Origin of the sequence: Methylobacter sp. BBA5.1 (assembly GCF_000746145.1) — a bacterium.
Lineage (GTDB): Bacteria > Pseudomonadota > Gammaproteobacteria > Methylococcales > Methylomonadaceae > Methylobacter > Methylobacter marinus.
On record NZ_JQKS01000035.1, the window covers coordinates 45,863 to 55,777 of the forward strand.

Genomic DNA, 9,915 nt, shown 5'->3' on the forward strand with positions numbered 1-9,915 from the left:
CTACAACTTTAAACGCCTCATGAATGTATTCCCCGCTATTGCCGAACTGATCCCGCACACGGGCCCGATGATCCTGCTGGACCGCGTGACCGCCTTCGACGAAGACAGCCTGTCGGCCGAGCTGGTCGTGCGCGCCGGCCTGTTCGGCGACGGCAAAACCGTGCCGGCCTGGGTCGGCATCGAATACATGGCGCAGACCATCGGCGCCTATGCCGGCATGAAAGCCAGGCTCGCCGGTGAGCCGATCCGGCTCGGCTTCCTGCTGGGCACGCGGCGCTACAGCGGCAACGTCGCCGAATTCAGGGTCGGCACATTGCTGACCGTGCGCGTCGACAAGATCATGCAGGACGAAAAACTGGGCGCTTTCGAGTGCCGGATTGCGGGCGAAGGCATCGAGATGACCGCCAATCTGAATGTTTACCAACCACCGCTTGATGACACACAGCTATGAATAAAACGATTCTAGTCACAGGCTCCAGCCGCGGCATCGGCAAAGCCATCGCCTTATATCTGGCCGAGCGCGGCTTCGATCTGGTGCTGCATTGCCGCAGCCGGCGCGCCGAGGCCGAGGCCGTAGCAAACGACATCGAGCGGCTGGGCCGGACCGCCCGCATTCTGCAGTTCGATATCGCCGACCGGGCGCAGTGCGCCGAGCGGATCAATGCCGACATCGAGACCTTCGGCGCTTACTACGGCGTGGTCTGCAATGCCGGCATCACGGCCGACAACGCCTTTCCGTCGCTGACCGGCGAGCAGTGGGACAGCGTCGTGCATACCAATCTGGACGGTTTCTACAATGTCCTGCAGCCCGTGATCATGCCCATGGTCAGACGGCGCAAGCCGGGCCGCATCGTGACGCTGTCGTCGGTGTCGGGGCTGATCGGCAACCGCGGCCAGGTCAACTACAGCGCGGCCAAGGCCGGCATCATCGGCGCCACGAAGGCGCTGGCGCTGGAACTGGCCAAACGCGACATCACCGTCAACTGCGTGGCGCCGGGCCTGATCGATACCGAGATGGTCAGCGAGCTGCCGCTGGACGAGATCAAAAAAATGATTCCGGCGCGGCGCGTCGGCAATCCGCGCGAAGTGGCCGCGGCCGTGGCGTTCCTGATGTCGGACGATGCCGGCTACGTCACGCGCCAGGTCATCGCCGTGAACGGAGGCCTGTGCTGATGCGGCGGGTCGTCGTGACCGGCATGGCCGGCCTCTCGCCGATAGGCAATGACTGGCCGCAGGTGGCGGCACGGCTGAAGGCTCAAGCCACGGGCATCCGCCATATGGCCGACTGGGAAAAATACCGGGGCTTGAATACGCGGCTCGGCGCGCCGGTCGAATTCACGAAGCCGGCGCATTATACCAGGAAGCAGACGCGCAGCATGGGCCGCATCGCCCTGCTGGCCGTTTACGCGACCGAACTGGCGCTGGCCGATGCCGGGCTTTTGGGCGACCCGTGCCTGAGCAGCGGCCAGACCGGCATCGCCTACGGCAGCTCGGCCGGCAGCCTCGAGGCGGTGGCCGAATTCGGCAACATGCTGATCAACCATGCCGTCGACGGCCTCAATGCCACCTCCTATATCCGCATGATGGCGCATACGGCGCCGGTCAATATCGGCCTGTTCTTCGGCATCAACGGCCGCGTCTATACGACCTCCAGCGCCTGCACCTCGGGCAGCCAGGGCATCGGCTATGCCTACGAGGCGATCAGGCACGGCTACCAGACCGTGATGGTGGCCGGCGGCGCCGAGGAGTTGTCGGCCTCGGAAGCGGCCGTGTTCGACACGCTGTTCGCGACCAGCCTCCGCAACGACGAGCCGGACAAGAGCCCGAGGCCTTTCGACCGCGACCGCGACGGCCTGGTCATCGGCGAGGGCGCCGGCACGCTGATTCTGGAGGAATACGAGCATGCGCTCATGCGCGGCGCGCGCATTTATGCCGAACTGGCCGGCTTCGGCACCAATTCGGACGGCCTGCACGTCACGCAGCCCAACAGCGACAGCATGCAGGTCGCCATGCGCCTGGCGCTGCGCGATGCCGGGCTGAACCCTGCCGACATCGGCTACATCAGCGCGCACGGCACGGCGACCGACCACGGCGACATCGCCGAGAGCCACGCCACGGCGGCCGTGTTCGGGAGCAAAACGCCGATCAGTTCGATGAAAAGCTTTACCGGCCATACGCTGGGCGCCTGCGGCGCGCTGGAAGCCTGGGCGGCCATCCAGATGATGAACGAGGGCTGGTTTCATCCGACGGCCAATCTGGACAATATCGATCCCCAATGCGCGGAGCTGGATTACATAACGGGCGCTATCCGACGCCTGGAGTGCGATTACGTCATGAGCAACAATTTCGCTTTTGGTGGTATAAATACGTCTCTGATTTTTAAACGTGTAACAAAGAGGGAGTAATAACAATGATAAGAAAAGTGTGTGGGGTTTTGGCGTTGGCGGCGGCCATGACGGGCTGTACGACAACGGGGCATTTCAAGGTGCCGGAAGGATCCGAGCTGTATGTTTACAAACGGCCGGAGCCTTTGAAAATCAATGCCAACGGCGAAGCCACGACCAAGCCGTTCTTCTGGACCGCGGCGGGCATGCCGCCCGGCGGCGGTATTCCTTACCGCCTGGAACAGGACGGCAAGACCATCAAGGAAGGCAAGCTGAGAACCAAGTTCCGCACCGTCTCCATCTTCTGGCCGCCGGCGGCCGCCATCTACTGGCCCATGGGCTTCAATCCGAATATCACTTACGATCTGATCAACGACACGCAGGAATAAGCGCCGGATCAGGGGCTTTAGCCGGCGCTAAAGCCCCTTTACCGCCACCAGATTCAACAAGGTTTCCTCGCGGTTTTCGGGCACGCCGAAGCCGAACCACTCCAGCGCGCCGACATCGGGTCGGCTCCACCACAGATACGGCGTCGATATCGCGTTCCGGTCGACCTTGAAGCCGGCCTGCCGGATCAGCGCGATGTATTCATCGGACGTTTTCTGCACGTGCATCGGATGCCTAAACAGCAGGCGTATCAAAAAGGAATGAATGAACTTCCGGCACGATTCGGCGAACAACAACGTGCCGCCGGGTTTGAGCACGCGGTAGAACTCGGCGATAGCATTCTCATGTTGCACGATATGGTGAAAACTTTGATGGCAGAAGACCATGTCGAATGACTGGTCGGGATAAGGCAGGGCTTCGGCATTGCCGATCGTGACGGTAACCGGACTGCTGCAGTGTTCAGCCTGTCGGACGGCATCGCCGATCAGCGCCTCATCGATCTCAATGGCGCAGATACGGGCCGGATGGAAGCGCTGGTCGAGCATCCTGAACGCATGGCCGCGTCCGCAGCCGATATCCAGTATGGCGGCATAGCCGGGCCGGTCGGCTGGCAATAAGCTGTCCAGCTCATCGAGCGCGCGTTTCAGCACGCGTTGCTGCCACATGTCCGTATTAAGAAACCAGATCCCGAATGGGCTTTCTTTTACCCAGTGTGTTGCCGGAGATGTCATTGTTTGAATCCGTCCTGAAGATTGTTTTGGAGCGGGCATTGTAAGGCACGGGGCCGCAACAGTCATTCAGGATGCAGGCGTTGCCGTGAAACGGGCGGCCGGGCCTCAGCATGGTCCGAAATAAAAGGCCGGCGTGTAAATTATGTGAAACTAAATAATAGCCGCCCGCTTCAAACCTGTAATCCTAACCATCATCAGGAGTACAACATGCGCCATTCATCCAGGTATTTTCTGTTGAGCTGCCTCGTGGCGGGTTCGGTATCCGCCGTGGAACTTGTCGTACCCATGGACTTGATCAGCGAGCGCGGCATTGGCAAACGCATCGGTGCCGTCAGTATTGCCGATAGCCCTTATGGCTTGGTATTTACACCGACGCTGGAAAATCTGCCGGCCGGAGCCCATGGCTTCCACGTGCACGAGCATCCAAGCTGCCTGCCGGAGGATAAAGACGGCAAACCCGTGGCCGGGCTTGCCGCCGGCGGACATTACGATCCCGAAGGCAGCAAGCGCCATGACACCCCTTGGGGAGACGGTCATCTCGGCGATCTTCCGGTTCTGGTCGTCGACCCTGACGGTAAGTCAACGTATCCCGTATTGGCGCCTCGTCTCAAGCTGAAAGACGTTAAAAACCGCGCGCTGATCATTCATGCCGGCAGCGACAATTATTCCGATATTCCCGAGCCGCTCGGCGGTGGCGGCGCGAGAATAGCTTGCGGCGTCATCAAGAACTGACTGCCGCTTATAGTCAGCAACCGGGGCGGCTGGGCGAGGGATATCTATCCGGATCGGGTTCGCGAATTCATTCGCGCCGGCAAGGCAGACATGCCTGTCCTCCGAATATCCGCAATAGCGGCGAGCGGGATAAAAACCGCTTGTGTGTGCCCTCAGCGGGTCACTCATGATTTGGCTGAAAATGACTTCCTGAAATTGGCATTTTGCATAGGATGTGCTGAGCGAACGTGAAGCGCATCGCTGGTGAACGATACCCTAAAGGGCACAAGTGCGCCTCCTGTCGTCGATACATCCTATGCTTAAACAGGGACATGATTGACGGCCAAATCCTGATATTCCGACTGGGTCTGTCAGTGCATTGTTATGCGAAGCATATAAGAATTCCATAAATTGATTATGGTTTTTATATTATAATCCGGCTTCGACAGGCGGCATATTCAGGCGCCTGAATTCGATAATGATGTTACAGGAGACTTTCATGTCCACATCCGATACCCTTCTTAGAGCCGTCCGAGAAATCGAGCCGATTATCCGGCAGCACGCCCCGGAAGCCGAACGAGAGCGAAAACTGGCCACGCCCGTAGCCAGGGCGATGCACCAGGTGGGGCTTTACCGGTTGTGGCGGCCGAAGGTGCTCGGCGGCTTCGAGCTCGATCCGATCTCAGGCCTCCGCATTATCGAGGAAGTCTCGCGCATCGACAGCGCCGCGGGCTGGAACCTGCAGATCGCCGTCGCCCACGACATGTTCGCGCCCTGGTTCGGCGACCGGGCCGCACAGGAGATTTTCCATGCCGACGCGGTTCCGGTCGGCGCCTTCAATCCCGCGCGCAAGGCCGTTCCGGTCGCGGGCGGTTATCGGATCTCGGGGCGCACGTCATTCGTGAGCGGCGCGCATCACGCCACGGCCTTTATCGGCTTCGCCCAGATCCATGACGGCGACAGGCTGCGCGTGGACGCCAACGGCGTGCCCGAGATGCGGCTGATCGCGGTGCCCGCTTCCGAGGCAGAGATCGTCGACAACTGGAACACCATGGGCATGCGCGGCAGCGGCAGCCATGATGTCGAGATGCGGGACGCGTTCATCCCCGAGCATTGGGCCGCGCCGTGGGGACCGTTGGAGAAGCCCGGCAGCGCTTATGAAGGACCGCTTTACCGGCTGACGGTCTGGCCGGCGATCGCGGCCCTGGTGGCGCCGGCGCTCGGCATCGCGCGCGCGGCCATCGATGAAGCAGTAGCGCTCATCATCAACAAGACGCCGGCCTTCGGCACGAAGACGCTCAAGGATTACGGCGTCGTGCAAACGCGGCTCGCTCAGGCCGAAGCCAAGCTGGGCGCCAGCCGCGCGTATTTCTTCGAGGCCTTTGAGGAAGCCTGGCAGGAAGCCGTCGCCGGCCGGCCCATCACTGTTAAACTCAAAGGCAAACTGCAGTTGGCCATGACCCATGCCACGCTCGAATGCGCTCAGGCCGTAAGCCTGGTCCATGAGATCGCCGGCGCTTCGGGCATCCGCGAGGAATATGCCTTTGAGCGGCATTTCCGCGACGTTCACGTCATCACCCAGCACGGTTTTACGAACGCGAGCAAGCTGGAGTCGGTCGGGCAGATCCTGCTCGGGCTCGATCCCGAATGGCCGTTTTTCCAATTCTAAAGCTTGGGACAAGGCCCGCATTCTGAGCTTGGCCGGATACGGGACGACGTTTATTTTAAATATTAGAAAAGAGTAATTTTTTAAAACTGATAGAGGTACAAGGCAAGTATGGAACAGAGTATGAACGAATTGATGAACCACACGGCCGACATGGGGCAGGCGGAGATGTTCTCCAAGGCCTGGTATAACGAATATTTCCGGCGCGCGGCGGAAAGCCCGGCGCATGCGCGCTTCTGCGAGGCCGTGTATGGCAGGGATCTGTGCCAGCACGGCATGATGGATGTCGAGGAGATGGATTTTCTGGCCTCGCTGCTCAAGTCCGGCGAGAACGTGCTGGAAGTCGGCTGCTCGAACGGCCACATCACCGAGCACCTGCACGACAAGTCGGGCTGCCGCATTCTGGGCCTCGATTATGCGGACGCCGCCATCGCCCAGGCGCAGGCCAGAACCCGGGATAAAGCCGCGACGCTGAATTTCCGCTGCGTGGATCTGATCCAGGACGAGTTGCCCGGCGGCGATTACGACGTCATCCTGGCCATCGATTCGATTTACTTCATGGGCGATTACGGCAAGACGCTGGCTAAGCTCAACGCCAGGCTGAAACCCGGCGGGCGCATGATCATCGCGGCGTTTCAGGCCAGGGAAGAGGATGATCCCGATACTATCCTGCTGCCCGGCCATACGCGCATGGATGAAGCGTTGCAGTCGCTGTCGTTCCGTTATGTACAGCATGATTTCACGGCGAACATCCGCAATCACTGGCTGAAAAATTACGAATTCTCACGGACGCTCCAGCCCGAGTTTGCCGCCGAAGGCAACGCTTTCCTGTGCGAGGCGCGCATGGCCGAGAACGGCTGGTTCAAGGATCACGCCGAGCGCGAGACGCTGGTGCGGTTCATGTACGTCGTCGAGCATAATGCGGATTTGGCGCGGGTTTGATCAGCGGATTTATTGATTAACTCCGAAGCACACGAAGCCGTAGGGTATGCACCGCATACCTTTTCAAAAATTCACGATGGCGCGGCGCCGGCAGGTTTCGCGCCATACCCTGCGGCCGTTTCCGCCAAAAGCGGGCGCTTTAGCCCGCTCAACATGGTTTGAAATGCGGGGTTGACAGCACCAGTCCAATCCGCGCAGCATGTTCCCGGTCAGCTATTTGTAAAGACTCACTCACAATGCGCCAATATCGCTTATTTTTCCACTTGCTGTTCGCCGCCAGCCTGCTTTTGTTGACCATCAGCTGCAATGACTTCTGGACGCAACTCCCACTCGATACGCTTGCGACCGATGCGGCAGGCATGCCGGAAGGCGATTTGGCGGGCCCCGGCCGGCAACAGGTCGGCTCTACACAGGTCGAAGTGCTGCATCGGGGCGAAAGTCTGGAGGTCGTGTTGTACAAATCCTACCGTGTGCAGACGCCGGCGCCTGCTGTTGTCTTCCTGCCCGGCCGCATGGCGACCGACGACCAGTATGAAAGTTATGCCCGCGCGCTCGCCTCCCGTGGCTTTGTCGTGGCCGTGCGCAGTTGGTATTCGCTTTTCAGAAGCGATCTCGAACTGGCTCATGATGCGAAGGTAATCGCCGATTGGCTGGTCCGGACCCAGGGGGTTGATCCGGGCAAAATCGGCATCGCCGGCCATTCCATGGGCGGCAAGGATGCCGTGCTTGCTGCCGCGCGATACGGCGGTTTTGCCGGCGTAGTGGCCATCGATCCCGACGACAACGGCAACGTCTCGGTGGTGCACGGCCCGCTGGCCCGCTTGAAGGCCCCGTTACTGCTGATCGGCGCGGAACTGGCCTGGCGCGCATTGAGCGTTTGCGCGCCGCGGGCGACGAATTATCTGCGTTTTTTCGAGCGGGCGCCGGCCGGAACCGTCGAACTGACCCTGCGGGATGCCGACCATGTGCAGATGCTGGATGAGCCAGACCGCTTCGGCTACGGCATTTGCCGTAGCGGTACGGCGGATTCGCGCCAGGTACGCGTCACGGCAAGGCGCGCGACGGTCGGGTTTTTCCTCCAGCATCTTCAGGGCTGGCCTGTCCCGCCGATGTTGAAGCCCGGCCAGGACACTATTCGCGTGGCGCAGGCTGATCCGTTCACGGAAAATGAAGGGACCGGGACAGGGCATAAAGTGCCCTGAATCCGATACGGGGCGATTGGAACAGCAGGTATAAAGGTTCTCTTCGCGTTATCCGGAATTTTTCCCAAAACAAAGTCTTGCCGTGCTGGTGCATGAGCTTGATGGCAAACAAGCGGTAAAACTTGCGCGACAGCCATTCGGTGTGGGGCGGGCAACCCTCGACGCGCCCCAGCGCCTCCAGCGGCCCAATTCCCAGGCAGACCGAAGCGATGCCTTCTTCGCGCAACGCCCGCAGGGCTGTGACGATCATAAGTTCGTTGGTATAGAGCGGGGCGTCAGGCGCGGAAAACACCAGATTGATCAGGTGTCGGCACTCGGCATAACCGATCTGTTGCATGGAGAGAAAGCCAGCCGCCTTGCCTTCCCGCTCGGCAATGAACCAGCGCCTGCCCTCTCTGTCATCGAATAGCCGGGGTCGGCCAAGATGCATCTGCGGCCCATAACGGTCATTCCGCCATGCCTCGCACATCGTCCGCACCCGTGCTTCCAGTTGCGCATCAGGTTCTCCCTGATACTCGCGCACAGCCAGGCCCGTCCGCCGCGCATGGTTGAGGTGCTGGCGCAGATGGCGGGCCCGCGGGCCCGCCTCGGGATCGTTCCGGGGATCGGTTATCAGCAGGCTGGCAAACTCCATCGAGGCATATCCGCGTTCACGGGCATAGGGTTGCAAATCGGCCGTTGCCGCGACGTACACGATCGACCAGCCCTTGCCGGCGCAATAATCGGCAAAGGCGTCTGCCAGGCGGATTTTGTGCTCCGGCGCGCAGACCGGATCGCCCTGTACGACAGCGCACCGCCACACGGGCAAATAGTTGATCAGCCCGTCGACGGCAGGCGTGCGAAAGAGGCTGCGTGAAGGATCCAGGGCGGCGTGCGACACAGGGCCGCCGTATTGCCGGACCAGATCCACGGTGGTTGAAGGCGGTTTCGTCATAGGGTGAGATTAAATAGTGGAGTGGCATGGCGGGCATGGCATCGGGGTAAGGCGCAATGAGGCATGCGCAATCGTCCGTGGTTTTGTGGTTCCTCGGCTGAAAAGTTTCACACTCATCCTGATTCTGACGGCGGCAAAACCGATTCTGTACATCCGACTCTCCAGGCAATGATGTCATGACCTGTTTTTAGCTTGAGAGTTTCATCGCGGGCCCGCAGGACAATGTCTTGGCGGTTCGCGCGTAACAATGGCTCATACAGGTCAAAAGGGGCGCCTGTATCGTACGGATGCATTGTAAGGGCGGACCTGTGTGTCCGCCCTGTTTCGGGTACCCCTGTGTCAGGATAGTTGACGCATCAATCGCGAATGACGCGGTTCACCTCGTTCACCGTATCCTAAGTAATGGGCATGGCATAAATCAGGGAATTGTAGGTGCGAATTTATTCGCACTGTGCGGATACCCTGAAGGGCACAAGTACCTATAGGGCATAAATAAATCCGCACCTACACCAGAAATTCATCCGCATACTTGAGGAAGTTATTTTATGCCCGTTCCTTAACAATCCACCAACAAACGGAGCTCTAAAACCGCAATGTTTCGCAATGTTACTTGGCTGCTTAAAATGGCGGTTTGCTACGTGAAACCTTCGATTGCCTTCCCTTTGGCATTCTTGCATCACACATCTAGTACTTAGTCATTGTTGTATTGTCGGATAAAGTTTTTTCAATTTTACCCGAGCATCTTGATTGGTAAATTGCCATTCCATGGGTTTTGAAATCGAATTTCGTTTGTCTTGCCAGGCAGCGACTTCGTTTTTCAAGACCTCTTGATTCGGAATGCGCCGATCCAAACATTGTCTTGATAAGATGCTCAACTCGATTTCCGCCATATTAAGCCAACTGCCGTGCTTGGGCGTGTAATGGATTTCCAGTTTATCCAAAATTCGCCGCGCCTCTT

At 59.4% G+C, this 9,915-nt stretch carries 11 protein-coding genes; 8 read left to right on the forward strand and 3 right to left on the reverse strand.

Translation table 11 applies throughout. The features are described 5' to 3' along the window. The first annotated feature begins 19 nt into the window (after positions 1–19). Genes EK22_RS18220 through EK22_RS18235 form a run of 4 tightly spaced genes read left to right on the forward strand, consistent with a single transcriptional unit; the run spans position 20 to position 2,773 of the window. Positions 20–451: a hotdog family protein gene (locus tag EK22_RS18220; protein ID WP_036253255.1), complete on the forward strand. Its 432-nt coding sequence runs from the start codon at positions 20–22 to the stop codon at positions 449–451. Next, positions 448–1,173, forward strand: coding sequence for a 3-oxoacyl-ACP reductase FabG (fabG, locus tag EK22_RS18225; RefSeq protein ID WP_036253256.1), 726 nt, complete (start codon positions 448–450; stop codon positions 1,171–1,173). The genes EK22_RS18220 and fabG overlap by 4 nt, the downstream gene beginning before the upstream one ends. Continuing rightward, on the forward strand, positions 1,173–2,405 hold the full coding sequence (locus EK22_RS18230; RefSeq protein ID WP_036253258.1) for a beta-ketoacyl-ACP synthase: 1,233 nt from the start codon (positions 1,173–1,175) through the stop codon (positions 2,403–2,405). Before fabG ends, EK22_RS18230 begins: the two co-directional genes overlap by 1 nt. A 5-nt stretch (positions 2,406–2,410) precedes the next feature. Further along, positions 2,411–2,773 carry a hypothetical protein gene (locus EK22_RS18235; protein ID WP_027147189.1) on the forward strand — a complete coding sequence of 121 codons (363 nt, stop codon included), beginning with the start codon at positions 2,411–2,413 and terminating at the stop codon, positions 2,771–2,773. A 27-nt stretch (positions 2,774–2,800) separates the two neighbouring features. Here the strand turns inward: EK22_RS18235 and EK22_RS18240 are convergent, their stop codons facing one another. Beyond that, positions 2,801–3,502 carry a class I SAM-dependent methyltransferase gene (locus EK22_RS18240; RefSeq protein ID WP_036253260.1) on the reverse strand — a complete coding sequence of 234 codons (702 nt, stop codon included), beginning with the start codon at positions 3,500–3,502 and terminating at the stop codon, positions 2,801–2,803. A gap of 207 nt (positions 3,503–3,709) precedes the next feature. Here EK22_RS18240 and sodC point away from each other — a divergent pair, with 207 nt between their 5' ends. From sodC to EK22_RS18260, 4 genes are all read left to right on the forward strand, one after another. After that, positions 3,710–4,234: a superoxide dismutase family protein gene (gene sodC / locus EK22_RS18245; RefSeq protein ID WP_020158865.1), complete on the forward strand. Its 525-nt coding sequence runs from the start codon at positions 3,710–3,712 to the stop codon at positions 4,232–4,234. Positions 4,235–4,712: 478 nt separating this feature from the next. Continuing rightward, the gene (locus tag EK22_RS18250) at positions 4,713–5,882 is read left to right on the forward strand and encodes an acyl-CoA dehydrogenase family protein (protein WP_161786465.1); all 1,170 of its coding nucleotides are present in this window, start codon (positions 4,713–4,715) and stop codon (positions 5,880–5,882) included. Positions 5,883–6,002: 120 nt separating this feature from the next. Next, positions 6,003–6,821 carry a class I SAM-dependent methyltransferase gene (locus EK22_RS18255; protein ID WP_036253267.1) on the forward strand — a complete coding sequence of 273 codons (819 nt, stop codon included), beginning with the start codon at positions 6,003–6,005 and terminating at the stop codon, positions 6,819–6,821. Positions 6,822–7,057: 236 nt separating this feature from the next. Then, the gene (locus EK22_RS18260) at positions 7,058–8,023 is read left to right on the forward strand and encodes a dienelactone hydrolase family protein (protein WP_036253270.1); all 966 of its coding nucleotides are present in this window, start codon (positions 7,058–7,060) and stop codon (positions 8,021–8,023) included. Here the strand turns inward: EK22_RS18260 and EK22_RS18265 are convergent. After that, positions 7,980–8,957, reverse strand: a complete 978-nt coding sequence (locus EK22_RS18265; protein ID WP_036253272.1) for a DUF2156 domain-containing protein — start codon at positions 8,955–8,957, stop codon at positions 7,980–7,982. The two genes, EK22_RS18260 and EK22_RS18265, sit on opposite strands and share 44 nt — an antisense overlap. 695 nt (positions 8,958–9,652) lie before the next feature. Next, positions 9,653–9,915, reverse strand: a 263-nt coding sequence (locus EK22_RS18270) for a transposase (RefSeq protein WP_036253274.1), incomplete at its 5' end; no start/stop codon positions are given.